Annotated in this window: 23 protein-coding genes and 1 other RNA gene; 11 read left to right on the top strand and 13 right to left on the bottom strand. The window is 70.2% G+C overall.

The features are described from left to right. The gene (locus LR393_RS15845; RefSeq protein WP_231484688.1) at nt 1–1581 is read right to left on the bottom strand and encodes a multicopper oxidase family protein; all 1581 of its coding nucleotides are present in this window, start codon (nt 1579–1581) and stop codon (nt 1–3) included. A 163-nt stretch (nt 1582–1744) separates the two neighbouring features. Here LR393_RS15845 and LR393_RS15840 point away from each other — a divergent pair, with 163 nt between their 5' ends. Further along, nucleotides 1745–2248 (top strand): hypothetical protein, encoded by a 504-nt coding sequence (locus LR393_RS15840; RefSeq protein WP_231484687.1) that lies wholly within the window; start codon nt 1745–1747, stop codon nt 2246–2248. Nucleotides 2249–2251: 3 nt separating this feature from the next. Here the strand turns inward: LR393_RS15840 and LR393_RS15835 are convergent, their stop codons facing one another. Both LR393_RS15835 and LR393_RS15830 read right to left on the bottom strand, forming a co-directional pair. Further along, nucleotides 2252–3286 (bottom strand): ADP-ribosylglycohydrolase family protein, encoded by a 1035-nt coding sequence (locus LR393_RS15835; protein ID WP_231484686.1) that lies wholly within the window; start codon nt 3284–3286, stop codon nt 2252–2254. Between the two features lie 61 nt (nt 3287–3347). Beyond that, nucleotides 3348–4049 (bottom strand): FadR/GntR family transcriptional regulator, encoded by a 702-nt coding sequence (locus LR393_RS15830; protein ID WP_231484685.1) that lies wholly within the window; start codon nt 4047–4049, stop codon nt 3348–3350. Between the two features lie 195 nt (nt 4050–4244). Here LR393_RS15830 and LR393_RS15825 point away from each other — a divergent pair, with 195 nt between their 5' ends. Both LR393_RS15825 and LR393_RS15820 read left to right on the top strand, forming a co-directional pair. Further along, on the top strand, nt 4245–5315 hold the full coding sequence (locus tag LR393_RS15825; protein WP_231484684.1) for a winged helix DNA-binding domain-containing protein: 1071 nt from the start codon (nt 4245–4247) through the stop codon (nt 5313–5315). A 57-nt stretch (nt 5316–5372) separates the two neighbouring features. Beyond that, nucleotides 5373–5798 carry a hypothetical protein gene (locus LR393_RS15820; RefSeq protein ID WP_231484683.1) on the top strand — a complete coding sequence of 142 codons (426 nt, stop codon included), beginning with the start codon at nt 5373–5375 and terminating at the stop codon, nt 5796–5798. 247 nt (nt 5799–6045) lie between these two features. Here the strand turns inward: LR393_RS15820 and glnII are convergent, their stop codons facing one another. The 7 genes from glnII to glnA all read right to left on the bottom strand — a co-directional run bounded on the left by glnII (nt 6046) and on the right by glnA (nt 16926). After that, nucleotides 6046–7050 carry a glutamine synthetase GlnII gene (gene glnII / locus LR393_RS15815; RefSeq protein WP_231484682.1) on the bottom strand — a complete coding sequence of 335 codons (1005 nt, stop codon included), beginning with the start codon at nt 7048–7050 and terminating at the stop codon, nt 6046–6048. A gap of 129 nt (nt 7051–7179) precedes the next feature. After that, the gene (locus LR393_RS15810; protein ID WP_231484681.1) at nt 7180–8451 is read right to left on the bottom strand and encodes a cation:proton antiporter; all 1272 of its coding nucleotides are present in this window, start codon (nt 8449–8451) and stop codon (nt 7180–7182) included. Beyond that, nucleotides 8438–10828 carry a protein translocase subunit SecD gene (gene secD / locus LR393_RS15805; protein WP_231484680.1) on the bottom strand — a complete coding sequence of 797 codons (2391 nt, stop codon included), beginning with the start codon at nt 10826–10828 and terminating at the stop codon, nt 8438–8440. The genes LR393_RS15810 and secD overlap by 14 nt, the downstream gene beginning before the upstream one ends. 55 nt (nt 10829–10883) lie before the next feature. Further along, the gene (locus LR393_RS15800) at nt 10884–11315 is read right to left on the bottom strand and encodes a hypothetical protein (protein ID WP_231484679.1); all 432 of its coding nucleotides are present in this window, start codon (nt 11313–11315) and stop codon (nt 10884–10886) included. Between the two features lie 77 nt (nt 11316–11392). After that, nucleotides 11393–14635 (bottom strand): bifunctional [glutamine synthetase] adenylyltransferase/[glutamine synthetase]-adenylyl-L-tyrosine phosphorylase, encoded by a 3243-nt coding sequence (locus LR393_RS15795; RefSeq protein ID WP_231484678.1) that lies wholly within the window; start codon nt 14633–14635, stop codon nt 11393–11395. Nucleotides 14636–14814: 179 nt separating this feature from the next. Then, on the bottom strand, nt 14815–15537 hold the full coding sequence (locus LR393_RS15790) for a type 1 glutamine amidotransferase (RefSeq protein ID WP_231484677.1): 723 nt from the start codon (nt 15535–15537) through the stop codon (nt 14815–14817). 51 nt (nt 15538–15588) lie between these two features. Next, the gene (gene glnA, locus LR393_RS15785; RefSeq protein WP_231484676.1) at nt 15589–16926 is read right to left on the bottom strand and encodes a type I glutamate--ammonia ligase; all 1338 of its coding nucleotides are present in this window, start codon (nt 16924–16926) and stop codon (nt 15589–15591) included. A gap of 334 nt (nt 16927–17260) precedes the next feature. On the opposite strand from glnA, the gene panB reads away from it, so the two are divergent. Continuing rightward, nucleotides 17261–18142 (top strand): 3-methyl-2-oxobutanoate hydroxymethyltransferase, encoded by an 882-nt coding sequence (gene panB, locus LR393_RS15780; RefSeq protein WP_231484675.1) that lies wholly within the window; start codon nt 17261–17263, stop codon nt 18140–18142. Between the two features lie 3 nt (nt 18143–18145). Here the strand turns inward: panB and LR393_RS15775 are convergent, their stop codons facing one another. Next, nucleotides 18146–18337 (bottom strand): hypothetical protein, encoded by a 192-nt coding sequence (locus LR393_RS15775; RefSeq protein WP_231484674.1) that lies wholly within the window; start codon nt 18335–18337, stop codon nt 18146–18148. Between the two features lie 213 nt (nt 18338–18550). On the opposite strand from LR393_RS15775, the gene LR393_RS15770 reads away from it, so the two are divergent. From LR393_RS15770 to ppgK, 3 genes are all read left to right on the top strand, one after another. Beyond that, nucleotides 18551–18904, top strand: a complete 354-nt coding sequence (locus LR393_RS15770; RefSeq protein ID WP_231484673.1) for a hypothetical protein — start codon at nt 18551–18553, stop codon at nt 18902–18904. Nucleotides 18905–19005: 101 nt separating this feature from the next. Then, a complete protein-coding gene (gene map, locus LR393_RS15765) occupies nt 19006–19896 on the top strand; it encodes a type I methionyl aminopeptidase (RefSeq protein ID WP_331282953.1) in 891 nt (296 codons plus the stop codon). Nucleotides 19897–19929: 33 nt separating this feature from the next. After that, nucleotides 19930–20727 (top strand): polyphosphate--glucose phosphotransferase, encoded by a 798-nt coding sequence (gene ppgK, locus LR393_RS15760; RefSeq protein WP_231484671.1) that lies wholly within the window; start codon nt 19930–19932, stop codon nt 20725–20727. Nucleotides 20728–20746: 19 nt separating this feature from the next. Here the strand turns inward: ppgK and LR393_RS15755 are convergent, their stop codons facing one another. Together LR393_RS15755 and rnpB are read right to left on the bottom strand one after the other, a co-directional pair. Further along, nucleotides 20747–21007, bottom strand: a complete 261-nt coding sequence (locus LR393_RS15755) for a hypothetical protein (RefSeq protein ID WP_231484670.1) — start codon at nt 21005–21007, stop codon at nt 20747–20749. Between the two features lie 125 nt (nt 21008–21132). Then, nucleotides 21133–21512, bottom strand: an RNA gene (rnpB, locus tag LR393_RS15750) — RNase P RNA component class A. A gap of 377 nt (nt 21513–21889) precedes the next feature. On the opposite strand from rnpB, the gene LR393_RS15745 reads away from it, so the two are divergent. The 4 genes from LR393_RS15745 (at nt 21890) to LR393_RS15725 (ending at nt 26893) form a co-directional block, all read left to right on the top strand. Further along, nucleotides 21890–23650, top strand: coding sequence for a bifunctional metallophosphatase/5'-nucleotidase (locus LR393_RS15745; RefSeq protein ID WP_231484669.1), 1761 nt, complete (start codon nt 21890–21892; stop codon nt 23648–23650). Between the two features lie 82 nt (nt 23651–23732). After that, nucleotides 23733–24521 (top strand): YaaA family protein, encoded by a 789-nt coding sequence (locus LR393_RS15740; RefSeq protein ID WP_231484668.1) that lies wholly within the window; start codon nt 23733–23735, stop codon nt 24519–24521. Nucleotides 24522–24603: 82 nt separating this feature from the next. Continuing rightward, the gene (locus tag LR393_RS15735; protein WP_269327307.1) at nt 24604–26364 is read left to right on the top strand and encodes a pyridoxal-dependent decarboxylase; all 1761 of its coding nucleotides are present in this window, start codon (nt 24604–24606) and stop codon (nt 26362–26364) included. A 139-nt stretch (nt 26365–26503) separates the two neighbouring features. Then, nucleotides 26504–26893: a RidA family protein gene (locus tag LR393_RS15725; protein WP_345718800.1), complete on the top strand. Its 390-nt coding sequence runs from the start codon at nt 26504–26506 to the stop codon at nt 26891–26893.

The raw sequence follows: 26893 nt of genomic DNA, 5'->3' as shown, positions 1-26893 counted from the left end.
TCAGACCACCTCGAAGTTGGCCATCATCATCATGTCCTCGTGCTCGAGGTTGTGGCAGTGCAGCACGTATTTACCCCGGTGACCGTCGAAGCGCACGAGAAGCTCGGCCTGGCCACCGTTGTCGAGGTTCACGGTGTCTTTCCAGCCTCTGGTCCCGCCTCCCGGACCGGACCGGGCCACCACCTGGAAGGCGCCCAGATGCACGTGGAAGGGATGCTCGGCGTTCTGCGCCGTCACGATCCACTTCTCCACCGTGCCCAGGCGCGGCCGGGCGATCACGTGGTCGGGGTCGAAGGCCAGGTTGTTGACCGTCCAGAGATTCAGGCCGTGGGCCTGGGCCCCTCCGCGGCGGAACGTGAACTCGCGGGTGGCCACCACGTCCGCCTCCCGGAGCGTCTCCAGCTCGGGCAGACCGGTCAGCTCAGCGGGCGGCACGCTCGGGTCGTCTGCCGTCCCGGTCACCACGAACCGCATGACCTGCGCCGTTCCCCCCGAACCACGCTCGTTCACCATCGTCACCTCGTCCCCGGCCCGCCGCCCGGAGAAGTCGACCACCACGTCGAACCGCTCGCCCTGGGCCACGTCGATCCGCACCTGCTCGACCGGCTCGGGCAGGAGCCCCTGGTCGCTGCCGATCTGGACGAACGCGGGACCGTCCTGCAGGCGCAGCCGGAACCGGCGGGCGTTGGCCGCGTTCAGGATCCGGAAGCGGTACCGCACGGCCCTGACCTCCATCACCGGCCACGGCGCACCGTTGACCAGCACACAGTCGCCGAGCACCCCACTCATGTAGTCCTCGCTCACCCCCGGCGTCCTGGTCAGGGTCGGGTCGGTCGAGGGGTAGAGGAACGAGCCATCGGCGGCGAACGAGCGGTCGGCGATCAGCAAGGGGACGTCCCGGTCGCCTTCGGGTAGTCCGAGCCCCTTTTCGACGTCGTCGGTGACCAGGTGGAAACCGGCCAGGCCGCGGTAGACCTGCGGGCCGGTGAAGTCCATCCGGTGATCGTGGTACCAGAGCGTGGCCGCGGGCTGGTCGATGTCGTAGACGTAGTCGCGGGCACCCGTGCGCGCGACCATCTCGCCCTGCTCGTCCAGGTCCCCCTGGCCGGCGTCGGCGGGGTGCAGCAGGTCGGTGGGGTACCCGTCCTGGTCGGCCGCGATCCGTCCGCCGTGCAGATGCACCGAGACCGGTACGGGCAGTTCGTTCACGTGCCGCACCACGGTGCGCGCACCCCGGCGGGAGACGATCGTGGGCCCGGGAAAGGTGCCGTCGTAGCCCCAGACCGGGGTCTTCGGGCCGTCGAGAATCTGCGAGTTTCCCGCCTTCTGGGTGATCTCGTAGTACTCGGTGGTGCCGTCGGTCCGAACCGGCGCCAGGACGCGGGGCACGGGCAGGGCGCGCACGAACGGTTCCGGCAGGGTCGCCTCACTGGGCAGGAGCCGGCCGGCGCTGCCCTGCGTGCTGACGTTCGCGCTCTCCCGCACGCCCGAACCGCATCCGGCCAGAAGCACCGGGGCCGTCAGCGCCAGGCCACCGATCCGGAACAGGTCACGACGGCTGGGGGCCGCAAGAGCAGGCATGGGACCAGTGTCCCCTCACCCGTCCGGTGTACTCCGTCCGGGTCGGGGAGCCCGGAATGCCCGTTGCCCGGTCACCCTGAGCTTCCTGAATCAGCTTCCACGTGACGATCGTTACCACCGAACGGAGCAAACGTAACCCCGGGCAATCATTCACACTCGAACCGTGACCGCCTTCGCTACGCCCGAACCGACCTGGACCGCCATCGTCAACGCCCTGGACGAGGACCCGTCCGACGCCGTCTGGGCCCTCAAACTGATCGTCCAGTGCCGTAATCACCTGCGGCACGCCCTGCACCAGGCCGGGAACGACGCCGACCTGGTCCCCACCTCGGACCCGGCGAGCTGGTCGAAGGACCCGGCCCGCAAGGCACCGCGCCGGACCGAGAACCCCCACCGGGTGCGGCGTCCGTCGACGGACATCCCGGGCGGACCGGAGGGGGCCAGGGGCTTCTACGAGCGCTGGCACGTGCTGCTGGGAGTGCTCATCGCCCACGAGTACGAGGAGGTCGGCCGCCCGGCGCCCGCCTGGACCGGGCGGCTGCGCATGAAGAAGGACTGGGTGCTGCCGACCCCGTCGATGACCGACACCCAGGTCCGCAACAGCACCCCGCCCTGGCTCGCCGAGCGCGGCCTGTTCGTCAGCCCCCGCGAGCTCGCGCACGCCTGAGGCTCACCACCCCGGGTAGCGCGTGGCCCAGTTCGGGTCGTCCGGGGCACTGACCGACGACCCGCCCGGGTTGGCGTTCAGCTGCCGCACCAGGTCACGGGCGAGAGTGTCGAGGGCCCAGACCAGTTCGTGCCGCACCAGCATCGGCACCGGCCAGACCTCGACACCGTACAGCGAGCCCAGCACCGCTCCGGTCATCGCCGACACCCCCTGCCCGGCCCGTGCGGTCGCAGCGAATTTCAAGGCCTGATCGATGTTTTCCGGTCCGGGAAAACTAGCGGCGGCGTAGATGCCGCCCATCAGCACCGACGGCGCACCGGCGCTCGGCGCCAGACTGAAGAGCACCTCGCGCTGGCCCGGCCGGGTGCCGGCCGCCCACAGGGCCGTGCGCAACCCGGCGGCGACCTCCTCATCCAGTCCGGGAAGGGCGTCCGTAACCAGGGCGGGCAGGTCGTCGTCACCGGTCCCGGCGGCGAGCAGACGGTTGAGCAGACGGACGCCCGCGGCGGCGGTCGTCCACGACCGCGGGTGCCCATGGGTGAGGGCGGCGCACTCGGAGGCCATCAGCACGTCCGACCAGTGCGCCTGCGCGGACAGGGCCGCGAACGGCAGGCCCCGCACGAGGGCGTGCCAGCCCAGGCTGCCGCCGGCCGGGGCGTCCGGACTACCTGGCCGGTTTCCCTGCAGGGCCGAGACGGTGGCCGGGGCGTCCCCGGCGCGACGGCCCAGCTGGGACACCTGGGCCAGCCAGCCGTCCGGCGGCGCGTCGCGCTCGAGCACCCCCTGGAGCTGCCCCCATCGGCCGTAGGCCGACCAGAGCACCGACGGCGGGTGGCAGATGCCGCGGTGCAGCGAGCGCATCGCGGCCCGGATCGTTCCTTCGACAGTGAAAGCGGCCAGCTGGGTACAGGTTCCAGCGGGCAGGGGATCTGACTCGAGCCGGTCGAAGGCCAGGCTCTCACCGAGCGCGAGCCCGAGAAGGCTTCCGCGGACACGGCTCTCCCAGACCAGCGGGTGGGGCTCCAGGGCGTTGGTCACGGTCCCGATTGTGACTTACCCGGCATCCGGCAGAAAACCTGAGCAGATCGTGGCGATCAGGTCACTGCATCCAGTCGACGACCTCGTCCATCAACGTCGGGTGACTCTCCTCGATCCGGCGGGCGTAGTCGCTCATGTGATCGCCCATCACCCGCTCCGCCTCCTGCGCCCGGCCGCCCCGGATGGCGTCGGCGATCTGCCCGTGGGTACGCAGGATCTCTGCCCGGTCGGCACCGGGCACGATCAGTTCCCGCACCCGGACCCGGAAGACCTCCTTCAGCGCCAGCGCGAACATCCCGATCACGCCGCTGCTCGCCGTCTCCACCACCAGGGTGTGGAAATCGTCGGTGGCCCGGCGGTACTCGGAGTCCTGCAGGGGGTCGGCGGTCGCGGCCAGGCCGAGGCGAGCCGCGTCCTGGCTCGAGCGCCGGGTGGCCGCGAGCCGCGCGGCGACCGGTTCCAGGAGCAGCCGGGCCTCGACCAGCTCGCGCAGCGTCAGACCGCGCGACTGCAGGAACAACGATGCGGTGCGGCCGAAGTCGTGGGCCGAGAACTCACGCACCATCGGGCCGCCCCCGGGCCCCGGGCGGATCGCGATCAGCCCGTTCACCTCGAGGATGCGCAGGGCCTCGCGCAGGGTGCTGCGCCCGACCCGGTACTCCGTCATCATTTGCGCCTCGGGCGGCAGACGGGTACCGGGCGTGAGGCGCTGCCGCGTGATCCGGCTCAGGATCTCGCGGGCCACGGCATCGCCGACCTTCACCCCTCGACCGCTCCTGCCCGCTCTGCCGGGTCCTCCGGCCGATCCAACATCGGACATAAGGGGCATCGTAGGGGAAAATGTGCATCATTCGGAGGGTAAGAAGGCCTTGATTCCCGTTCCACCCCCACCGACGGGGTTCAGGGGACACGTTCAGGCGGAGCGATCCCTTCCTGATGCTCTTCTACCCTCGGGCTCATGACCTCGCCCATCACGGCCCGGCAGCTGAACCGGGCCACGCTCGCCCGCCAGCATCTGCTCGCCCGGGCACCTCTGACCGCTCTGCAGATGATCGAGCACCTGGTCGGGATGCAGTCACAGGATCCGCAGGCGGCGTACGGCGGGCTCTGGGCCCGGATCGAGAACTTCGACCCGCACGAGCTGTCCGCGCTGATCGAGACCCGGCAGGCCGTACGGATCATGGCCATGCGCAGCACCATTCACCTGTTCAGCGCCGACGACTGCCGGGGCCTGCGGCCGTTGATGCAGCCGATGCTCGACCGGGTCTGCCTGCCCGTCCGGGTGCGGCAGGCCGTCGGTGACGTGGACGAGCTCGAGCAGCGCACCCGGGAGCTCCTGTCGGCCGGTCCGCTCAACGCCACCGTACTGAACCGGGCCGTCGCTGCGCACTACCCCGACGCGACGGTCGACCAGATCGGCCTGGCCGTGCGCGGTCACGTGCCGCTGGTGCAGGTGCCGCCGCGGGCCCTGTGGGGCCGGGGCGGGCAGACCACCTACGTGACGGCCGAGGACTGGCTCGGCGCCCCGCTGCGGGCCCACGACCTGAAAGACGTGATCCGCCGCTACCTGGGTGCCTTCGGACCGGCCTCGGTCGCCGACGTACAGGCCTGGTGCAAGCTCACCCGGTTGCGCGAGATCACCGATGCCATGACCGATCTCGTGCACCTGCAGGACGGCCTCCTGGATCTGCCGGATGCTCCCCGGCCGCCCGAAGATGCTCCCGCGCCGGTGCGGATGCTGTCCGAGTTCGACAATCTCCTGCTCTCCCACGCCGATCGCACCCGGGTGGTGAGTGACGACGACCGGCAGCGCATGGCCACCCTGAACGGCATCGTGCCGGCCACCGTGCTCGTGGACGGCCGGGTCGCGGCCTCCTGGCGCCTCGACCGCCGGCAGAAACTGCTCACGGTCACGCCCTTCCGCCGCCTGCCGAAGCGCGACCTCAGCGCTATCGAGGACGAGGCCCACCGGGCCGCGGGCTTCCAGCAGCCGGGCTCCGAGGTACGGATGCTGCCCTTCGATCGTTGAGGCCATCTATGTGGACAGCGCTTGCCATCCATATAGACCGAGCGCATCATCGCGACTATGACCACCGTCACACTGACCTTCGACCCTGACAACCCGGCCGAGGTGGAGAAGGCCCGGGCCCTGCTCGACCGCCTGGTCCCGGCCCGGTCGGCGCCCGACCCGGAGACCGTGCGCCAGCGGGTGATCGCCCTGCTGCGCGGTTACGGCGAGAAGCGCACGGAGTACATCCGCCACGTGGCCCGGGCCTCTCCCGGCTCCGCCGACTACGACGACCTGGTCGCCATCGTCGGTTCACCCAAGGCCGTCGGGGGCACCCACTCGGCCATCGAGAGGGCCTGGCGCGCGAAGAACATGCCCGGCCCCTTCATCGCCACCGACGACCTGGGCAGCGCCCACATGGACGAGACCCTCGCCGACATCGTGCTCGCGGTCCTGCACGACGTGATCGACGAACCGGACCCGTTGCGGGCAGCCACTTTCTGAGCTGATCGGCGGCACGTGCAACGCCCCGAACCGCAACTCCCGTGACCTCACCGACCGATCATCCCCCGGTGCGCACCACCCCGGCGTTCGCGTCGCCGCCACTGCCCGTACCCCGCCATCATCGGCAGGATCATCCCCTACCGGTGACCGGTGAGACCGGCGCTCACCGTCGTCCTCAATTCCGGAGACAGACGCGAGAGGCCCGCGACCGGTGACCGGCCGCGGACCTCTCTGACGGGCCGGCGGATCACTCGCCCGCGAGCGCCGCGCAGCAGGTGGTGATCAGCAGGCGCGAGACCACGTAGGGGTCGACGTTGGCGTTGGGGCGGCGGTCTTCGAGCCAGCCCTTCTTCGCCTTCTCGACGGCCCACGGGATGCGGATGGACGCGGAGCGGTCGGAGGCGCCCCAGCTGAATTCCCGGTAGCTGGCGGTCTCGTGGGCGCCGGTGAGACGGTCTTCGATGCCGGAGCCGTAGGCGGCGACGTGCTCGGCGGCCTTCTTGCCCAGGGCCTCGCACGCGGTGACGATGGCGTCGTAGCTCTCCATCGTGGCGGCGGTGGAGAAGTTGGTGTGGGCGCCGGCACCGTTCCAGTCGCCCTTGACCGGCTTGGCGTCGAAACTGACCTCGACGTCGTAGTCCTCGGCGATCCGGGCGAGCAGCCAGCGGGCGACCCAGATGTGGTCACCGATGAGCGGGGCGGGGAGCACGCCGATCTGGAACTCCCACTGGCCCATCATCACCTCGGCGTTGGTGCCCTCGATGGCCAGGCCGGCCTTCAGGCACGCGTCGGTGTGCTTCTCGACGATCTCGCGACCGACCATCTTGCCGCCGCCGACACCGCAGTAGTACGGGCCCTGCGGGGCCGGGTAACCGACCGCGGGCCAGCCCAGGGGCCGGCCGTCCTGGATGAACGTGTATTCCTGCTCGATGCCGAACATCGGGCTCTGGTCGGCGTACTTCTCGGCGGCCGCGACGTTGGCGGCGCGGGTGTTGGTGGGGTGCGGGGTGAAGTCGGTGAGCTCGACCTCGCAGAGCACGAGCACGTCGTTCTCGCCGCGCAGCGGGTCGGGGCAGGTGAACACCGGACGCAGCACGCAGTCCGAGTTCTCGCCCGGCGCCTGGTTGGTGCTGGAGCCGTCGAAGCCCCAGATCTCCGGTTCGGTGCCGTCGGCGACGATGCGGGTCTTGCTGCGCATCAGCGGGGTCGGCTCGGTGCCGTCGATCCAGATGTATTCAGCGCGGTAGGGCATTCTTCGGGCTCCTCGTACTCAGTGGCGTCTCCCCCGCAGTTGCCTGCGGGGGAGACACTTTCCTGGTCCGAGCCTCGTGCGAAGATGCTGCGAAATGATTGCCGCAGCGTGAAGAACTGGTTTCCCCGGTTACGAGGAGGTTTCCGCCTTCACCGGGGAACCCCGGTCGACACCCTCCCCGTCGTCGTTGCCGGGCATGTCGGTCATCAGTTCCGGGCGCTCCGGCAGCCAGCGGCCGAAGCCCTTCTCCACGAGCACCGCGAACTCGTCACTGCGGCTGGCCGCCAGCGGGCCGAGGATGGCCAGGATCAGCACGTAGCCTGCGACGAACGCGGTGATTCTCGGGTCCAGTCCGGCAACCGCCGCCATCGAGGCCAGGATCAGCGCGAACTCACCCCGGGCAAGTACGGTCAGCGAGACGAAACTTGCTCTCTGCGGCCCGAATCCGTAGATCCGGGACGACAGGGTGCCGGCCAGCAGGTTGCCGAACACGGTGACCAGGACGGCCAGGGTGATCGGGATCCACACGCCCAGGATGTCTCCCGGGTCGATGGTCAGGCCGAAGGTGAAGAAGAACAGGGCGGCGAAGGCGTCGCGCAGCGGGTGCACGAGCTTCTGGATCCGGACGCCGGCCTTGCCCGACCCGAGGATCAGGCCGATCATGAACGCGCCGATCGCGTCGGACACGCCGAGCTTCTCGGCGACACCGGCGCTGAGCACGGCCAGGCCGACGAAGGTGACGATCAGCAGCTCGTCGTCGCGGGTCTCGACCAGGCGCCCGACCAGACCGGCACCCCAGCGGGCGATCGCGGTGAGCACGACCAGGAACCCGAAGGCGATACCGAACTTCTGCGCGGCCTCGCCGAATCCGCTGGCGTCACTAAGAACCGGCTGCAGCAGAGCCAGGTACAGGGCCAGGAAGACGTCCTCGACGACCACGATGCCGAGCACCAGCTTGCTCTCCGGACGGCCGAGCCGGCCGGTCTCGACGAGCACCTTGGTGACGATCGCCGAGCTGGAGATGCCGATCACACCGGCGAGGACGAACGCCTCGCGGCTGCCCCAGCCCAGGGCGAACCCGAAGCCGAGACCGAGACCGACGTTGATCAGCAGGTAGATACCACCGGCGGCCAGAAGTTTGCGGCCACCGCCGATCAGGTCGTCGAGGTGGAACTCCAGGCCCAGGTAGAAGAGCAGCAGGATCAGGCCGAGCGAGGACAGCAGGGCGAACTCGGTCGGGTCCTCGACCAGGGCCAGACCGGGGGTGTTGGGGCCGAGCAGCAGCCCGGCCAGCATGAAGAGGGGGATGGTGGGCAGGCCGACGCGCCGGCCCAGGCGGGCGGCCAGCCCGGCGGCGAGGAACGCGCCGCCCAGGGCGATCAGAGTTTCAGCGAGGTGCATCTACAGTCCTGTCGTCGGTTCGACCGGAAGGGATATGGGCATAGGGGTCAACGGACGATCGGGTCACCGGACGAGGTCCGGGGCGGTTGTCGTCGGGGTCGGGGTCGAGGTCGGTCCGGGTGTCGTCGGGCCAGAACCGTTCCAGCCCGATGGCCAGCGGCGAGGCCGTGAAGACGCTGGACAGGGTGCCGACGACCAGGCCGATGAGCAGCGCCAGGGCGAAGTCGGTGAGCGAGTCGCCACCCAGCACGGTCAGTGCGGCGAGGATGAACATGGCACCCAGGCCGGTGTTGATCGTGCGCGGAACCGTCTGCAGGATGGCGTTGTTCACCACCCGGCCGAACGGTTCACCGGGTTGCGAGCGCCGCATCTCCCGCACCCGGTCGAACACGACGACGGTGTCGTTGACGCTCAGGCCGATGACGGTGAGGGCCGCGGCCAGGAACACGCCGTCGATCGGCTTGCCCAGCCAGGCGAAGATTCCGACCACCGCCAGCACATCGTGGAACATGGTCAGGGCAGCCGATATTCCGAAGGTCCAGCGGAAACGTAGTGCCAGGTAAATCATCTGGGCCAGAATGGCGGCCCCGAGGGCGATCAGGGCCTTGGTGCGCAGTTCGTCGCCGAGGCTCGGGCCGATCAGCTCGTCGGTCTCCTTGCTGACCTCACCGCCGATCGAGCCCAGGGCCTCCTGGATCGAGAGGGCCTCGTCGTTGGTCAGTTCCTCGGTGCGCACGCTGATGGTCTCGGCCGCTCCCCCGGTCGGGGACGACGTCTGCACCACCGCGCGCGGGAAACCGGCCTCACCGACCACTTCTCGCGCCTGGTCGGCCGTGACGGCCTGGCTGGTGCTGAAGGTCAGCAGCCGGCCGCCGGTGAACTCGACCCCGAGGTTCAGGCCGCGCACCAGGATGCCCGCGACCGACACGACCACGATGGCCAGCGAGACGCCGAGCCAGATCCGGCCCCGGCCCATCAGGTCCGGGCCGCTCGTCTCCAGCCACTGCCGCAGCCGGCCGTTGCCGGCCAGACCGCTGAGGCCGGGCCGCCGGCGCAGCATCTGCCGCCGCACCGCCCATTCGGTGAACACCCGGGCGATGATCAGCGCGGACACCATCGAGGCGATCACGCCGATGGACAGCGTGACCCCGAAACCCCGGACCGGGCCGGTGGCCAGGAAGAAGAGCAGGCCGGCGGCCAGCAGGGTGGTGACGTTGGTGTCGATGATCGCGGTCCAGGCCTTGTCGAAGCCCGTCTTCAGGGCGTTCGGCAGAGCGCCCTGGCCGTTGCGCCGTTGCGGCGGCAGGGCCCCGAACTCCTCCCGGGCCCGCTCGAACACCAGCACGTTGGCGTCGATCGCCATCCCGATGGCCAGCACGAATCCGGCCAGGCCGGGCAGGGTCAGGGTGGCCCCGAGCATCACCAGGAAGGCGTACGAGATCAGCGCGTAGCAGGCCAGGGCCAGCGTCGCGAGGAACCCGACCACCCGGTAGACGAGCGTGATGAACAGACCGGTGAGGATCAGGCCGACGATCGCGGCCTTGATCGAGGCGTCGATCGCGTCCGCGCCCAGCGTCGGGCCGACGGTGCGCTGCTCGATCACCTCGACCGGGATCGGCAGGGCGCCACCCTTGATCAGCACGGCCAGGTCCTGCGCCTGCCCGGCGCTGAACTGCCCGGTGATCTCGGTGCTGCTGCCGGTCATCCCGACGTCGCAGGCGATCGAGGGATCGACCTGCGGCGAGGAGATCACCTCGTCGTCCAGCACGATGGCGATCCGCCGCTGCGGGTCGCCGGCCACCGCGCAGGCGGCGTCGGCGGTCAGCTGACGCCAGGCGTCACCCCCCGCGTCCTTGAAGTCGATCGTGACGAACCAGCCGGGGCCCCGGGACGGGTCGTTGAGGCCGGCGGCGTCGCCGACCCCCTCGCCCGTCATCACCGAGGCGCCGACGACCAGGGGCTGCCCGTCCTCGTCGACGAGCCGCTGCTGGCCCTTCGGGAGCTTCTCGTCCTCGGCCGCCGGCTGCGCCGAGACCACCGGATGGAAGGTGAGCTGCGCGGTGCGGCCCACCACCTCGGCCGCCTCGCGCGGATCCTGCACACCGGGAAGTTCGATGATGATGCGGTTCTCGCCCGAGCGGGTGACGCTCGGGTCGGTGACGCCGAGGGCGTCGATGCGGTTACGCAGCACACTCAGGGCCCGGTCGGTCGCGTCGGCGTTCGCCTCGACGGTCTCGGTGCTCTTGCCCTGCAGCACGATCTGGGTTCCGCCGCGCAGGTCGAGTCCCAGACGGGGGGACATCGTCAGGGCGACGAACAGGGATGTGGCGATGACGGCCAGTGCCAGGGCCGCGCGCACCACGGGGACAGCTCTCATGGCTCCTCCGGGTAGGGGTGAGGCACCCCGCCCGGACGATGTCAGGAGGGGTGTGTCAGGTGCTGTACCCGGATGCCGGTGGCGCGCGGCCTCGGTGCGAGACGCTCACGGTGGCCGCGACCACCTGGGCGAACGCGTCGATCGGCAGGTCGATCAGATCGGTGGGCGGGAACCACGGACGGCCGGAGAGAGTGGCCGGTACGTCGGGCGATCCGCCCGGGAAGTGGATTTCCGCGCCCTGGCCCGCGACCGTGGTCGTCAGCCGCCGCTCGGCGGTCTGGACGGACGAGCGGTGGGACGCGGGTGAGGCGATCGGGTGGGGAGGGTTCTGGACGCGGTGTGACGGGAGGGCGTCGGTCGAGACGGTGCTCACGGCAACCGGGTCGTGCCCGTTCCGGGTGACCAGACCGGTCACACTCAGCAGGGCCAGGAGGACGGCGACAAACGTGATCAGCGCGGCTGGGCGCGCGCTGATACGGGAAGTCATCACGGCCAGTCTACCGGTGAACCCTCAACCGTCTCGTCGGCCACCCCCGTGAACCTGAACACGAGCTGTGCCCCGCCTCAGACATCCCAGCCGTAGAACAAACGCTCGACGACCGTGCGGGCCCGCCGCGTCGTCCTCTGGTAGTCGTCGTCGAACCGGCCCGCGCTGGCGGGCGGATAGCCCATGATCCGCGCGATGCCGTCCAGCGAGGTGTGGTTGGTCGGCGGCACGTCGCCGGCGTTGCCCTTCCACAGCATGATCGCGTTGCGGAAGCGGGCGGCGAAACGCCAGGCCTGCGCCAGCACCTCCCCGTCCCCCTCGGAAACCAGACCCGACGAGACCGCGGCGGCCAGCGCGTCCATCGTTCCCGTCACCCTCAGCCCGGGGATTTCGTGGGCGTGCTGCAACTGGACCAGCTGGACGGTCCACTCCACGTCGGCGAGCGCGCCCCGGCCGAGCTTGAGGTGGCGGTGGGGGTCGGCGCCGCGAGGCAGCCGCTCGCTCTCGACCCGGGCCTTGATCCGGCGGATCTCCTTGAGCTCGGCGGCGTTCAGGCCGCCCCGACGCCAGCGCAACGGGTCGATCAGCTCGACGAACTGCTCACCGAGGTCGGCCTCCCCGGCGATCGGGCGGGCACGAGTGAGTGCCTGGGCCTCCCAGGGCGCCGACCAGCGGGCGTAGTAGTCGCGGTAGGACGCCAGCGAACGGACGAGGGGCCCGTTGCGGCCCTCGGGACGCAGGTTGGCATCGACGGCGAGGGCCGGCTCCGGACCGGTCATCGAGAGCAGGCGGCGCAGTTCCGAACACAGGTGGACGGCGGCGGCCTGGGCCTCGTGGGCCGGCACGCCGGGAATCGGGTCGGCGACGAACATGACATCGGCGTCGCTGGAGTAGCTGATCTCGCGCCCGCCGAGCCGGCCCATCGCGATCACGGCCATGCGTACCGGCAGGCCGCCCCGTTTCGCGCGCACCGAGTCGGCCGCCGCGACCAGGGCCCCGTCGAGCGCCGCGACCGCGCAGTCGCTGAGCGCGTGGCCGACCGTGTCGACGTCGCTGAGCCCGACCACGTCGGCGACCCCGGTGCGGATGATCTCGCGCCGCCGCACGGCCCGCGCCGCCGTCGCCGCGGCCACCGGATCACCCTCGTGCCGGGCCGCTCCCCGGCGCACCGAGCTGATCATCGCCTTCAGCGGCTGCGGCTGGAGCACCTCGTCGGTCTCCAGCAGGGCCACGGCCTCGGGACTGCGCTGCAGCAGCTCGGCGACCAGCTGGCTGGACGACAGCACGTGGGCCAGGCGCTCGGCCGCGGCGCCGGAGTCCCGCAGCATCTTCAGGTACCAGTGGGTGGAGCCGAGCGCGTCGGACAGGCGGCGGAAGTCGAGCAGCCCGGCGTCGGGATCGGCGCCGTCGGCGAACCAGCCGAGCATCACCGGCAGCAGCTGCCGCTGGATCGCCGCGCGCCGTGAGACACCGGTGGTGAGGGCGCTGATGTGGCGCAGCGCACCGGCCGGGTCGCGGTAGCCGAGGGCGGCCAGGCGCACCCGCGCGGCCTCCGGCGTGAGCCGGGCCTCATCGCTGGTGAGCTCGGCCGCGGCCGCGAGAAGCGGCCGGTAGAAGAGCTTCTCGTGCAGCCGACGGACCTCGCGGGCCTGTCGCCGCCAGAGGTCGGTGAGCTGGTCGGCCGGATCGGCGCGGAACCCGAACTCGCGGCCCAGGCGACGCAGGTCGTTGGTGCCGCTGGGCACCACGTGGGTGCGCTGCAACCGGAACAGCTGGATCCGGTGCTCCAGCGCGCGCAGCATGCGGTAGGCCCGGTCGAACTCGGCCGCGTCGGCCCGGGCCACGTAGCCGAAGGTGCTCAGGGCCTCCAGGCCGAGCAGGGTGTTGGGGGTGCGCAGCCGGGAGTCGATGCGCCCGTGCACGAGTTGCAGCAGCTGCACCGAGAACTCGACGTCGCGCAGCCCGCCGGCGCCGAGCTTGAGCTCGCGGTCGGCGTCGGGCCCCTTGAGCTGCTCCTCCACCCGGCGGCGCATGGCCTGCACGTCGGGCACGAAGTTCTCCCGCTCGGCGGCCTGCCACACCATCGGCTCGATACCGGCCAGGTACCGCGCGCCCAGATCGGCGTCGCCGGCGACCAGGCGGGCCTTGAGCAGGGCCTGGAACTCCCAGGTCTGCGCCCAGCGCTCGTAGTAGGCCAGGTGGCTGGCCAGGGTGCGCACCAGCGGGCCGTTACGGCCCTCCGGGCGGAGGTTGGGGTCGACCGGCCAGAGGGTGCCCTCCGGCGTGGCCTTCGAGCAGACCAGGCCAAGAGTGCTGGCCAGCCGGGTGCCCTCGGAGATCGCCTTCTGGTCCTCCGCCCCCTCGACCGGTTCCACCACGTAGATCACGTCGACGTCACTGACGTAGTTGAGCTCGCGCCCGCCGCACTTGCCCATCCCGATCACGGCCATCCGGCAGTTCGAGCCGTGGCCCGGCAGGGCGCCCCGGGCCACCGCGAGCGCGGCCTCCAGCGAGGCCGAGGCCAGGTCGGCGAGGATCGCGGCGACGGTGGGCAGGATGCCCAGCGGGTTGTCGGCGGCCAGGTCGCGGGCGGCCAGGCCGAGCAGGCGGCGGCGGTAGGCCACGCGCAGGGCGTCGGTGCCCTCGTCCTGCGTGAGGGTGCTGACGGGGGTCGCGGCGCCGGGATCGGCGCCGACCGCACGCAGCAGCTCGGCCCGCAGCCCGTCCGCGGTGAACGAGGAGAAAGGCGGCGGCGGAGCCCCTTCGAGGTACTCCCGGGCGTGGCCGTGGTGGTCGACGGTGTGGTCGGCCTGATCACCCGGCCGGGTCACCGGGAAGTCGTCGTCACCGCCCAGCTCGCCGTCGATGACGGGCCACTGCCAGGGATGACGGACGAGGTGGTCACCCAGGGCGCCCGATCCCCCGAGGACGGCGAACAGCCGGCGGGCGGTGAGGTCGTCGCGGTGCAGGGCGTGGGACAGCTGGACGACGGCCCCGCCGCCCTGCGACAGACGTTCCAGCACGTCGGGTGTGAGACCACCCAGACCGCCGGGCACCTTGTCGCAGTTGGCCAGCGACTCGACCATCCGGCCCAGCGCGGTCAGGGCCAGGTCGGGGTCGGGGCTGTCGGCCAGGGCGCTCAGCAGCCGCTCACCGGGCAGGGGGCGTTCGCCGGTGAGCACGCCCGGCTCACCGGCCGGCTCGGCCTCGAGCATCTCGATCAGGCCCGGCGTGCCCAGCACCCGCTCCGCGGCGCCGGGATCGGCGAAGCCGAACCGGGCCAGACGGGCGGCGAAACTTGCCTGGCGCGCAGTTGTCACACGACCCACCGTAATGCGCCCGTGCTCGCCACGCGGAGGAGACCGCCGGTAAACGCCATTTCCTCCGTGATCATGCAAAACCTCCCCAGAGTTCTAGAACTCTGGGGAGGTTTTGCATGATCACGGAAAAGAAAATGGGGGACGCGTGTCAGCTCGGTTCGGCTTCGGCTTCGATTCGGTCAGCTGAGCTGGGCGGCGAAGGCCGCTGCGTGGGCCAGGGAGGTCCGGGCCTGGATCGCTTGCGTCGCGTGGATCTGGGCCATCACGGCCTCCGGGTCGGCCGGCCGGCCGTTGCTCGCGAATCCCTGGTCCACCCACTCACCGAAGCCGGCGTCGGGGACCTCCGGGTGGTACTGCACCGCCCAGGCGTTCTCCCCCACCCGGAAACCCTGATGCGGATACACCTTTCCGGTCACCAGGAGTTCGGCGTCGGGCGGCAGGACGGTGACGGCGTCGCCGTGGAAGTTCCGCACCGGCCACTGCGCGGAGCCCAGCCGGTCGCCGACGGCACCGAAGTACGGGTCGGCGCCGGCCTGCGGCAGCGCGGTCACAGTGGTCACGCCGATCTCGAAACCGGCGCTCCCCCTCGCGACCTCACCGCCGCAGGCGAGCGCCAGCAGCTGAGCGCCCAGGCAGATGCCCAGGGTCGGCACCCGGTCCGTGACCGCCCGCGCCATCAGCGTGCGGACGGCCGGGAGCCACGGGGCGACCTCGTCGTCCCACGCCGCCATCTCGCCACCCAGCACGACCAGGCCCGTGTACCGGTCCAGGTCGTCGGGCAGCCGGTCACCGCGATACGGGCGCACGACCTGCGAACCGACGCCGGAGGAGTCCAGCCCGGCACCGAACAGCGCGGGCGGACAGGTGCTCTCGTGCTCGACAACCAGGATCACAAGCAGCATCCAAGCATGCGTCCGAACGTCCCGGCCGCCCGGATCGGCCCCGATCGGGTCTCAGAGCAGGGGCAGGTAGCGCTTGAGCTCGAACGGCGTGACCTGGCTGCGGTACTCGGCCCACTCCGCACGCTTGTTGCGCAGGAAGAAGTCGAACACGCCCTCGCCCAGGGTCTCCGCGACGAACTCGGAGTCCTCCATGATCGAGATCGCCCGGTCGAGGTTCTCCGGCAGCCGGGTGATGCCCATGGCCCGGCGCTCGGCCTCGGTCAGCGACCAGACGTTGTCGTCGGCGCCCTCGGGCAGTTCCAGGCCCTGCTCGATGCCCCGCATACCGGCCGAGAGCATCAGCGCGTAGGCCAGGTACGGGTTGCAGGCGCTGTCCAGGCCGCGGTACTCGATGCGGGTGGACTGGCCCTTGCCCGGCTTGTACATCGGCACCCGGATCAGCGCCGAGCGGTTGTTGTGCCCCCAGCAGACGTAGGCCGGGGCCTCGGCGCCGCCCCAGATGCGCTTGTACGAGTTCACCCACTGGTTGGTGACCGCGGTGATCTCGGCGGCGTGCGTGAGCAGACCGGCGATGAACTGCCGGCCGATCTTGCTGAGCTGGTACTCGGCGCCGGCCTCGTGGAAGGCGTTCTGGTCGCCCTCGAACAGCGAGACGTGGGTGTGCATGCCCGAGCCCGGGTGCTCGTTCAGCGGCTTGGGCATGAACGAGGCGAACAGCCCCTGCTCCAGCGCCACCTCCTTCACCACGGTGCGGAAGGTCATGACGTTGTCGGCCATGGTCAGCGCGTCGGCGTACCGCAGGTCGATCTCGTTCTGGCCCGGGCCGGCCTCGTGGTGGCTGAACTCGACGGAGATGCCCATCGACTCCAGCACACCGATCGCGGCGCGGCGGAAGTCGTGCGTGGTGCCGCGCGGCACGTGGTCGAAGTAGCCCGCCTGGTCGACCGGCTCCGGCTCCACGCCGTCCGAGTTCGGCTCCTTGAAGAGGTAGAACTCGATCTCGGGGTGGGTGTAGAAGCTCAGGCCGTGCTCGGCGGCCTTGTTCAGCGAGCGCTTGAGCACGTTGCGCGGGTCCATCATCGCGGGTTCGCTGCCCGGGGTGAGGATGTCGCAGAACATCCGGGCGGTGCCGTGCGACTCACCGCGCCAGGGCAGCACCTGGAACGTCGAGGGGTCGGGCTTGGCCAGCATGTCGGCCTCGTGCACGCGGGCCAGGCCCTCGATGGCCGAGCCGTCGAAGCCGATGCCCTCCGCGAACGCGCCCTCGAGTTCAGCCGGGGCGATCGACACGCTCTTCAGCGAGCCGAGGATGTCGGTGAACCAGAGCCGGATGAACCGGATGTCCCGCTCCTCGATCGAGCGGAGGATGAACTCCTGCTGCCTGTCCATGCCGGTCCCTTCCTTGTTCCGTAGCGCGTGCCGGTGTGATTCCACCGGTACTGCGGAGCCTGCCAGATCCAGGGTTCATCAGAGCACTCGCCGTACCGCTCCGTTGCCCCCAGGCACCCTACGGTGGCGTAACTACTCCCCCGGCTCCAGGGGGCCGGAGGGTGTCCCCACTCCCCCTCAGGTCGGTTCGGTACCCGGAACCCCCAGGTGAACGGAAAGGGTGTGATCGCCCGCACGCTCCACCCCGTCCCCGGGAGTCCACGCAGGAGGACCATGGAGACGGGCCCGCCCGACCGGCGGGCGCATCCAGGTCTGCCACGGAAGGACACCGCTGATGAACCAGCAGCCCGAGGAACCGGCGCCGTACGGCGGCGCCCGGACCACGCCCGACGCCACCGATGTCGTGCTGAAGAAGATCCGCATCCCGCACCTGCACCAGATGAAGGCCCGCGGCGAGCGCTGGGCGATGCTGACCGCGTACGACCAGCTGTCGGCGGCCGTGTTCGACGCCGCGGGCATCCCGGTGCTCCTGGTCGGCGACTCGGCCGCGAACAACGTCTACGGCCACAGCACCACGCTGCCGGTCACGCTCGACGAGCTGATCCCGCTGGTGCGGGCCGTGGCCGGGGCCGCCTCGCACGCGCTGGTGGTGGCCGACCTGCCGTTCGGCAGCTACCAGGGCTCACCCCAGCAGGCGTTCGAGAGCGCCGTGCGGCTGATGAAGGAGGGGCTGGCGCACGCGGTGAAACTGGAGGGCGGCGCGGCGATGGCCCCCACGGTCAGGCTGCTCACCGACGCCGGCATACCGGTGATGGCGCACATCGGTTTCACCCCGCAGAGCGAGCACACGCTGGGCGGTTACCGGGTGCAGGGGCGCGGTGAGAACGCGCAGAGCCTGGTGGACGACGCCCTGGCGCTCCAGGAGGCCGGGGCGTTCTCACTGGTGATGGAGATGGTTCCGGCCCCGGCGGCGGGTGCGGTGACCAAGGCCCTGGACATCCCCACCGTGGGGATCGGGGCCGGGCCCGACTGCGACGCGCAGGTGCTGGTCTGGACCGACATGGCCGGCTTCACCGACCATCCGGCGGGGAAGACGCCGCGCTTCGTGAAGAAGTACGCCGACCTGCGCGGCATCCTGACCCAGGCTGCGCAGGAGTACGCCCGCGACGTGCGGCACGGCACCTTCCCGGCACCGGAACACTCCTTCGAGGAGTAGCTCCTACTTGTCGTCCCAGCGACGGTCTTCCTCGTCCCACGCCTCGGTGCGGGCGCGGGCCGACTCCAGGGCCTGCTGGGCGGCAGCGCGGGTGGGGTAAGGACCCATCACGTCCTTGCCCTGCCCCTTGCCGGTGGCGGACTCCACCTGTCCGGTCGACAGGTTGTACCAGTACTGCACAGCACCTTCGCTCATGATCACGACGATAGCCCGGGCCCGCCCGGCCCGCCCCCGCAGCGACATCGTGACTGGCCACGGGCACGGCAGGTGCCACCTCGTCCTCAATTTCGGGCTCGGGGGAAAAAGGCGTTCAAGCACCCGCGGGTAGGCACCGATGTTGGCTGCATCACCTTCCGCTCTCACGGATGAGACCGGCCGTGAGACACCTTGCCCGGGGGAATCTTCGTCATGGACCTACGCATCGGTGGGACACCTCTGTCCGCCGCCCAGATCGCCCTGTCGTCGGCCAACCCCGACGGCAACCCGGCCGGTTCGCAGCCCGGCGCCGGGTCGTCGGCCACCGGCGACCCGGACCAGAACCCTTCTCGGGGAAAGGGCTTCGGCTCGATCGCGGACGGGTTCGGCGAGGCCGCGGCGACCGACGGCGACACCTACCTGACCGCGATGTTCGAGCAGTACGTCAACTACCGCGGCCCCAAGCGCGGCACCGTGGAGAACCCGTTCTCCCCGAACCGCATCACCGCCGTGCAGACCGTCGCCATGAACCGCCTGGAGGGAGGCCGGCTGGACGTCCGCGTCTGAGGCCCGGCCGACACCGCCGGCACCGGCATCCACCTGCACCCCCTGGCATCTCCGAACTGCCCGACCCGCCCACAGCCCTAGACTGCCGGGCTATGAGCACGATGTCGGGAAGCAAGCCGTCCGCCCCGCTGGGCACGCTGGTGCCCGGAACGGTCAGCCCGCGCCGGGCCGTGCCCGCCGACATCCCCCGCCCGGAGTACGTGGACAAGCCCGCTCCGGCGAAGTACACCGGCTCCGAGATCAAGGACGCCGCCACCATCGAGCTGATGCGCGAGGCCGGCCGGATCGCCGGCGCCGCGCTCGCCGAGGTGGGCCGGCACGTCGAGCCGGGCGTCACCACCGACGAACTCGACCGCATCGGGCACGAGTTCCTGCTCGACCATCACGTGTACCCGTCCACGCTGGGCTACAAGGGCTTCCCGAAGTCGTTGTGCACCAGCCTGAACGAGGTCATCTGCCACGGCATCCCGGACTCCACGGTGGTGCGTGACGGCGACATCATCAACATCGACATCACCGGCTACCTGACCCGCGACGGGCTCGGCGTGCACGGCGACTGCGACGCGACGTTCCTGGCCGGAGACGTGGACGAGGAATCGCGCCTGCTGGTCGAGCGCACCCACGAGGCGATGATGCGCGGTATCAAGGCCGTGCGCCCCGGCCGCCAGATCAACGTGATCGGGCGCGTGATCGAGGCCTACGCCAAGCGTTTCGGCTACGGCGTGGTCCGTGACTTCACCGGGCACGGCATCGGCACCGGGTTCCACACCGGCCTGGTGATCCCGCACTACGACGCGGCGCCCCGGTTCGACACCGTGATCGAGCCCGGCATGACCTTCACCATCGAGCCGATGCTCACCCTCGGCCCGCCCGAGTACGACATGTGGGCCGACGCCTGGACGGTCGTCACGAAAGACCGCAGGCGCACGGCCCAGTTCGAGCACACGCTCCTGGTGACCGAGACCGGCGCCGAGATCCTCACCCTGCCCTGAACCTCCCTGACTGTCAGCCTGTCGAAGGAAGTCATGAGCTCTTCTGAAATTAACGTTCCCACCGGCGGTTTCGGTATCGACATTGGCGGGTCCGGCATCAAGGGCGCCCCGGTCGACCTGACCGCGGGCCGCTTCGCGGCCGATCGCCTGCGCATTCCCACGCCGTCGCCGTCCACCCCCGGTGCGGTCGCCGACGTGGTGGCGCAGATCGTCGAGAGCTTTGCGGACGAGTCGGGCACCGGTCCGGTCGGCGTCACCTTCCCGGCGGTGATCCAGCACGGGATCGCCCGCACCGCGGCGAACGTGGACGACGCGTGGATCGACACCGACGTGGACACGCTGTTCAGCGCCCGGCTGGGCCGCAGCGTGCACGTGGTGAACGACGCCGACGCGGCCGGGGTGGCCGAGGCCCGCTTCGGCGCCGCGAAGAACACCAAGGGCCTGGTCATCGTGGCCACGCTCGGCACCGGGATCGGCTCGGCCGTGCTGCTCGACGGCCGGCTGGTGCCCAACACCGAGCTGGGGCACCTGGAGATCGACGGGCACGACGCCGAGCACCGGGCCGCCGACAGCGCCCGCGAGCGCGAAGACCTGTCCTGGGAGAAGTGGGCCCACCGCCTGCAGACCTATTTCCGCACGGTGGAGAACCTGTTCTGGCCCGACCTGTTCGTGATCGGTGGCGGGGTGAGCAAGAAGAGTGCGAAGTTCCTGCCGCTGCTCGACATCCGCACACCGATCGTGCCGGCGGAGCTGCTGAACGACGCGGGCATCATCGGGGCGGCGGTGCTGGCGGCCGAGGCCCCCGAGGCCCCGGCCACACCGGCTGTCTGATGCCTTCGGGCCGGGCTGCTCAGTCGAGCGGCTCGGCCAGGCTGGCGCTGGTCTCGGCGACCATGCGGAAGTAGTCCATCGCGCCGTCCTCCCCCATGTGCTTGCTGGCGATCGTCGCCGACAGCGAGGCGAGAGCGGTGACGAAGGACAGCTGCTCGGTGCCCTCCAGCTCGCGCAGGATGAAGGACATCGCCTCGTGGTCGCCCAGCATCTGGAACCGGATGAAGGCGGCGGCACGCTGATTCGCGAGGGCGGCAGCCCGTTGCTCTGCGGAAAACACGAGAACCCTTCTGGTCGACTCCCCGTGTCACCAGTATGCGGACGCCCCGGTCCCCGCAGTCACTATTCGTAGACAAACACCCGCCAGGGTGAATGCCGTCGGTGACAGCGCGTGGCGTTCAGTGGCGAACGAGGTGGACTGTAAGCCGGATCTTGTACCGGACCGGGTGAACCCGGGCCGGCGACGACCATCCATCTCGGGGCGACGTTGCCGTCACCCTCATGCGGCCTACCCGGATGCTCGGCGGGCAGCCTCGAACGCATCCTGTCTGGCCTTGCTCCGGGTGGGGTTTACCTAGCCGCTCCGGTCACCCGGAGCGCTGGTGGTCTCTTACACCACCGTTTCACCCTTACCGGCGGCTCTTGCGAGCAGCCGGCGGTCTGTTTTCTGTGGCACTGTCCCGCGGGTCACCCCGGGTGGGCGTTACCCACCACCCTTGCCCTGTGGAGTCCGGACTTTCCTCGGCGAACGGCAAGCCGTCCGACGCGGTCGCCCGTCCACCTCGTCCGCCGGGGACATCCTAGGGCCTGCGTTGTCGACCCGGCGCAACCCCCACCGGTTCGTGCCTTCATTGCGCCGTCACCGCGACAACCGCACACGATCCGATCGTCCCGCCACCCCACCGCCACTGTCCCCGGACATCCCCGGCGCTCACCCGCGTCCTCCGGCCCGGAGCCTCGTTCATCTCGCGGCCTCTCTCCCGTCATTGCTGCCCCACGCGTCATTTGTCCCTTAACCACCTCATCCTTCCCTTCGCCTACTGGTCGCTCACTGCACACGTTCGTTCACCCGGCGCTTAACGGACTTGGACAAGCTTGGTGGGACGGGGGTGCGTCCGGGTGGACCGCTCCCTCCCTGACGAGCTGCGCGGAGGTACGGGACATGACTGCTTCAGACGGGGCGGCGGGCGGTAAGGGCCGACGGGTGAGGATGGGCGTCGTGCTGAGCGTGGCGGCGACGATCGGGATCACCACCTGGGCGACGACCACCGCCCACGCGACGGTTTCCGCGCCGGCGAGTACGACGTCCACCATCCCGGCGAAGGCCGCGGCGAAGACCGTGACCGCCCAGCTGCTGGCGTTCAACGACCTGCACGGCCACATGACCTCGGACGGCCTGTCGATCAGCGCGAAGACCTCCACCTCGAAGGGCGCGGGCTACGTCACCGCGGGCGGGGTGGCCTGGCTGGCCGCGAAGATCGCGAAGGCGAAGAAGGACAACCCGAACTCGCTGGTGCTGTCGGTCGGTGACCAGATCGGTGGCAGCCCGCTGATCTCGGGGTATTACCACGACGAGGGCACGATCGAGTCGATGAACAAGTTCGTCGACGTCGCCGTGGTGGGTAACCACGAGTTCGACGAGGGCACGGCCGAGCTGCGCCGCATCGTGAACGGCGGCTGCCACCCGACCGACGGCTGCTCCCCCGTGTCGCCGAAGTTCAAGGGCGCCTCGTTCGACATGCTCGCGGCCAACGTGATCAGCCGCAAGACCGGTAAGTCGATGCTGCCGGGCTACGTGATCAAGAAGGTGGGCGGGGCGAAGATCGGCATCATCGGCACGGTCACCCCCGACACGGTCGACCTGGTCGACAAGGCCGGCATCAAAGACGTGAAGTTCGTCGCCGAGGCCCCGGTGATCAAGAAGCTGGCCAGGCAGCTGCGGGCCCAGGGCGTGGACGCGGTGATCGCCATGACCCACAACGGCGCCGACCCGACGCCCCGCAGCCCGATCAACTCCTGCGTGAACCTGGCCGGCCCGGTGAAGGACCTGACGAAGCAGGTCGCGGGCTCGGTGGACGCCGTGCTCAGCGCCCACACCCACCAGGCCTTCATCTGCAAGGTCAACGGCACCCTGCTGACCAGCGCGGCGTCGTACGGGCGGCTGCTGACCAAGATCAAGGTCACGATGAACACGACCACGCACCAGGTCACGAAGATCAGCGCGGGGAACGTGGTGATCAGCCACTCGGGCACGAGCAACAAGACCGTGCGCACGGTGGTGAACCGCTACCAGAAGGCCACCGACAAGATCGCGGCGAAGAAGGTCACGACGCTCAAGCAGGACCTCAACCGCACCCTGACCCGCAACGGTGAGTCGTACCTGGGCCGCACCATCGCCGACGCCCAGCTGGCCGCCACGAAGCCGAAGTCCAAGGGCGGGGCGCAGATCTCGATCATCAACCGCGGCCTGGCCCGGATGAACCTGGAGAAGGGCAAGGTCACCTACGGCCAGGTCTACGACGCCCAGCCGTTCGGGTTCCACCTGGTCACGATGACCATGACCGGCACCCAGATCGACGCCATGCTGGAGAGCACGTTCTGCCAGGAAGCCGCGGTGGACAACGACAACCGCATGCCCATCGAGGTGAGCAAGAGCTTCTACTACAGCTTCGACATGGACAAGAAGTGCGGGCACATGATCCGGATCCGCGACATGCGCCTGGGCGGCAAGCGCATGTACGCGGCGAAGAAGTACCGGGTCACGACCATCGACTTCTTCTCCAACGGCGGTAGCAGCCTGAAGGGCTTCAAGGACGGCACGAACAAGGTCACCGGGATCCTCGAGCGCGACGCCCTGGCGCAGTACCTGAAGAAGCACCCGAACCTGGGCCTGCCGCACGGCACCCGGATCAAGTCGCTGTGAACCCTGTCGTGATCATGCAAACTTTCCCCGGGGAGAGTTTGCATGATCACGACGTTGGTTGCGGACGACGTAAACTCCCGGCGTGCTCGTCTTGCTACCCCCCTCGGAGTCCAAGGCCGTTCCCCCGAAACGGGGTACGGCCGTCGCGGTCGACCAGCTGTCGTTCCCCGAGCTGACCGATCTGCGCAAGCAGGTGCTGGAGGCGCTCACCGAGGTCAGCGCCCGCCCGGACGCCCTCGAACGGCTCGGGGTGGGTGCATCCCTCGCCGACGAGGTGGCGCGTAACCTCACGCTGCACACCGCCCCGGCCCGGCCGGCCCACCAGGTCTACACCGGCGTCCTCTATGACGCCCTGGACTGGGCCACGCTCTCCACCGAGGCCCGACGGCGGGGCAACAAGCGGGTGCTCGTCATCTCGGCGCTGTGGGGAGCCCTGCGCCCCGGCGACAAGGTGCCCTCGTACCGGCTGTCGATGGACGGTGAACTCCCCACCCTCGGCCCGCTGGCCCGGCACTGGCGCAGTGAGCTGCCCGGGGTGCTGGCCGCGGCCGCCGGGAAGCGCGGCGTGATCGTCGACTGCCGGTCCGGTCCTTACGTGGCCGCCGCCCCGGTCTCGTCGTTCCCCACCGACGTGGCGGCGCGTACCGTCGCCGTGCGGGTGCTGCGCGAGACCGACGGCAGGCGCTCGGTGGTGAGTCACCTGGCCAAGCACACCCGCGGCGAGGTCACCCGGTACCTGCTGGAACAGGACGCCGATCCGCGGTCGGCGCCCGAGCTGCAGGAAGTCGTCGGCGGACGCTGGCCGGCGGAGCTGACCGAACCCGCCCGGCCCGGCGCCCCCTGGACGCTCGACGTGATCCTGCGCGGCTGACCCGTGTCCCCCTACCCGTCCCCGTGATCATGCAGAACCTCCCCGGGGAATCCTGGCCTGATCACGAACGAGGAGATGCCCCATGAACCCCGAGGAGTTCCGGACCGCCGGCCACGAGCTGATCGACTGGATCGCCGACTACCGCACCCGCATCCCCGATCTACCGGTGCAGGCGCAGGTGACGCCGGGTGAGGTGACGGACGCGCTGCCCTCGACACCTCCTGCGGAACCGGTCGGGATCGACTCGCTGCTCAAGGATCTCGACGAGATCATCGTGCCCGGCCTGATGATGGTGCAGCACCCGCGGCACACCGGCTGGTTCCCCTCGAATGCCTCTCTCGCATCGGTTCTCGGGGACATCGCCGCGTCGGGCATCGGGGCGCTGGGCATCTCCTGGCAGTCGGCGCCCGCGCTGACCGAGCTGGAAGAGGTGGTCTGCGACTGGATGCGGCGGCTCACCGGCCTTTCCGAGGGCTGGAAGGGCGTCATCCAGGACACCGCGTCGACCGGTTGCCTGGTCGCGCTGCTGGCCGCCCGCGAGCGCGCCGCCGACTACGTGAGCGAGCGGGGCGGGATGCAGTCGCTGCCCGCCCCGCTGACCGTGTACGCGTCCGAGCACGCCCACTCGGCCATTCCGAAAGCCGCTCTGCTGGCCGGTTTCGGTCGGGACAACATCCGCAGTATCCCGACCGGCTCGTCCTTTGCTCTCGACACCGCCTTGCTGCGCGCGGCGATCGAGAAAGACGTCCATGAAGGACGCGTACCAGCAGCGATCGTGGTCAGCCTCGGCACTACGGCGACAACGGCTTTCGACCCGCTCGCCGAGATCCTGGAGATTGCCGCCGGGTACGGCATCTGGGTGCACGTCGACGCCGCGATGGCCGGATCGGCCCTGCTGCTGCCCGAGTACCGCTGGATCGTCGAGGGGATCGAGGGTTTCACGACCCCTGACGGCGTCGTGGTGCCGCCCGCCGACTCCCTGGGCTGGAACCCGCACAAGTGGATGGGCACGATCCTCGATACCTCGCTGCTCTACGTGCGCGAGCCCGAGCGGCTGGTGCGGGTGATGTCGACGAACCCGAGCTTCCTGCGCAACGCCGTACCGGGCGAGCGCGTCGCGACCGAGTACCGTGACTGGGGAATCCCGCTGGGCCGCCGTTTTCGCGCCCTGAAGCTGTGGTTCCACCTGCGGCTGGACGGGGTGGCCGCGATCCAGGACCGCCTGCGCCGCGACCTGGCCAATGCCCACCGCCTGGCCGCGCTGGTCTCGGCGGAACCGGGCTGGACCGTGGTGGCCCCGGTGCAGTTGCAGACCGTGTGCGTGCGGCACGAACCGCTGGTGGCGAGTCAGATGGTGGACGCGGGTGGGCTCCGCAGCACAGCTGGGCCCGGCACGATGGCCGGGTCCGACAGCATGGCCGGACTCGACAGCATGGCCGGGCCCAACAGCATGACCGGATCCGACGCCGTTGCCGGGCCCGACGCTGTCAGCGAGCCCAGCACTGTCGGCGAGCCCAGCACTGTCGGCGAGCCCAGCACTGTCGGCGAGCCCAGCACTGTCGGCGAGCCCAGCACTGTCGGCGAGCCCAGCACTGTCGGCGAGCCCCGGAACCTGGAGGGTCGGCCCCTGAGCGGCGAGGCCCTGGACGCGCACACCCTGGCCTGGGCCGATGCCCTCAACCGCAGCGGCGTGGGCACGGTGACTCCCGCGGTGGTGGGCGGACGCTGGATGGTGCGGATCTCCATCGGCGTGGAGACCACCGAGTGGCCGGACGTCGAGGCGGTCTGGGCCGCCGCCAGGAAGCTGGCCGCCGAGCGGGCGGTCAGCCTGTCGGCCGGGTGATGATGAGGGCATGCCCGATTCAGCGCCGAATGCCGAGCCGAGGTCTGTGCCACACGCCGAGCCGAGTTCCGCGCCATACCCCGAGCCGAATTCCGCGCCACACCCCGAGCCGGCCTCCGGTCGCCGCACCGCCGTCGAGCTGATCCGTGCGCCCGCCCTGTCCGACGTGGCCGAATACGCCTACGCCGCAACCGCTCCCCCGGGTGCCCGGCTGATCTTCCTGGCCGGGTCCTGTCCGCTGAACGACGACGGCTCCACCGCGGCCGTCGGTGACCACGCGGGGCAGGCCGCGGTCTGCCTGCAGAACCTGGTCGTGGCGCTGGCGGCCGCCGGGGCCCGGCTCCACGACGTGATCAGCACCCGGGTGCTGGTGGCGTCGTCACGGCAGCCCGATCTGGTGGCCGCGTGGCAAGTCGTGCGCGATGCGTTCGGCGACCACGACGTGCCGAGCACCCTGATGGGTGTCACGGTGCTCGGCTACGACGATCAGCTCGTGGAGATCGAGGCAATCGCCGCCGTCGTGGACTGA

Origin of the sequence: Kineosporia mesophila, from assembly GCF_021129235.1 — a bacterium.
GTDB lineage: Bacteria > Actinomycetota > Actinomycetes > Actinomycetales > Kineosporiaceae > Kineosporia > Kineosporia mesophila.
The sequence above is the reverse complement of the archived record's forward strand: the minus strand, read 5'-3'. Positions and strand labels throughout refer to the sequence as shown.

What these genes read in the sequence shown, in the direction of transcription:
- LR393_RS15845 (WP_231484688.1), bottom strand. Translation starts at nt 1,581, where the DNA reads ATGCCTGCTCTTGCGGCCCCCAGCCGTCGTGACCTGTTCCGGATCGGT.
- LR393_RS15825 (WP_231484684.1), top strand. Translation starts at nt 4,245, where the DNA reads ATGACCTCGCCCATCACGGCCCGGCAGCTGAACCGGGCCACGCTCGCC.
- LR393_RS15820 (WP_231484683.1), top strand. Translation starts at nt 5,373, where the DNA reads ATGACCACCGTCACACTGACCTTCGACCCTGACAACCCGGCCGAGGTG.
- glnII (WP_231484682.1), bottom strand. Translation starts at nt 7,050, where the DNA reads ATGCCCTACCGCGCTGAATACATCTGGATCGACGGCACCGAGCCGACC.
- LR393_RS15810 (WP_231484681.1), bottom strand. Translation starts at nt 8,451, where the DNA reads ATGCACCTCGCTGAAACTCTGATCGCCCTGGGCGGCGCGTTCCTCGCC.
- secD (WP_231484680.1), bottom strand. Translation starts at nt 10,828, where the DNA reads ATGAGAGCTGTCCCCGTGGTGCGCGCGGCCCTGGCACTGGCCGTCATC.
- LR393_RS15800 (WP_231484679.1), bottom strand. Translation starts at nt 11,315, where the DNA reads ATGACTTCCCGTATCAGCGCGCGCCCAGCCGCGCTGATCACGTTTGTC.
- LR393_RS15790 (WP_231484677.1), bottom strand. Translation starts at nt 15,537, where the DNA reads ATGCTGCTTGTGATCCTGGTTGTCGAGCACGAGAGCACCTGTCCGCCC.
- glnA (WP_231484676.1), bottom strand. Translation starts at nt 16,926, where the DNA reads ATGGACAGGCAGCAGGAGTTCATCCTCCGCTCGATCGAGGAGCGGGAC.
- panB (WP_231484675.1), top strand. Translation starts at nt 17,261, where the DNA reads ATGAACCAGCAGCCCGAGGAACCGGCGCCGTACGGCGGCGCCCGGACC.
- LR393_RS15775 (WP_231484674.1), bottom strand. Translation starts at nt 18,337, where the DNA reads ATGAGCGAAGGTGCTGTGCAGTACTGGTACAACCTGTCGACCGGACAG.
- LR393_RS15770 (WP_231484673.1), top strand. Translation starts at nt 18,551, where the DNA reads ATGGACCTACGCATCGGTGGGACACCTCTGTCCGCCGCCCAGATCGCC.
- map (WP_331282953.1), top strand. Translation starts at nt 19,006, where the DNA reads ATGTCGGGAAGCAAGCCGTCCGCCCCGCTGGGCACGCTGGTGCCCGGA.
- ppgK (WP_231484671.1), top strand. Translation starts at nt 19,930, where the DNA reads ATGAGCTCTTCTGAAATTAACGTTCCCACCGGCGGTTTCGGTATCGAC.
- LR393_RS15745 (WP_231484669.1), top strand. Translation starts at nt 21,890, where the DNA reads ATGACTGCTTCAGACGGGGCGGCGGGCGGTAAGGGCCGACGGGTGAGG.
- LR393_RS15735 (WP_269327307.1), top strand. Translation starts at nt 24,604, where the DNA reads ATGAACCCCGAGGAGTTCCGGACCGCCGGCCACGAGCTGATCGACTGG.